Here is a 509-nt window from a genome sequence, read left to right as displayed (position 1 = left end):
CCTTAGGCGGCAAGCTGCCGCTCCGGAGGAAGAATAACTTAAAGAAAAGAGCCATGAACAAGAACCTTATTGAAAAGATCGCTCCGCAATTGACGGAGCTGATGATAAAGAAAATGGAGACGCTTACCGAAACGTGGCGCAAGCCGTGGATCGCCGACCTCGCGCACGGTCTTCCGCGCAACCTGCGCGGCACGCCCTACCGGGGCGGGAATATCCTGATGCTGCTGTTCCTCTCGGAGATCGCAGGCTACAGTACGCCGCTTTTTATGACGTTCAAGCAGGCCAAGGAGGAGGGTCTGAACATCCTCAAAGGCTCCGGTTCGTTCCCGGTCTTCTTCTGGAAACTGTATATCCGCCATAAGGAGACCCGCAAGAAGATTGAGTTGGCGGACTATTACCGCCTGCCGCAGGAGCAGCGGCGGCAATACGACGTGCTGCCCGTGATGCGCTATTACCCGGTTTTCAACATCGACCAGACGGATATGTCGGAACAGCAGCCGGAGCGCTAC

At 56.0% G+C, this 509-nt stretch carries 1 protein-coding gene; it reads left to right on the top strand.

Features of this window, described 5'->3' with window-relative positions; translation table 11 throughout:
- Positions 1-53: 53 nt before the first annotated feature.
- On the top strand, positions 54-509 hold a 456-nt coding region (locus QVP03_RS08190), incomplete at its 3' end, for an ArdC family protein (protein WP_288210708.1).

It is taken from the genome of Alistipes sp. CAG:29, assembly GCF_000435435.1.
Classification (GTDB): Bacteria; Bacteroidota; Bacteroidia; order Bacteroidales; family Rikenellaceae; genus Alistipes; species Alistipes onderdonkii.
The sequence above is the reverse complement of the archived record's forward strand: the minus strand, read 5'-3'. Positions and strand labels throughout refer to the sequence as shown.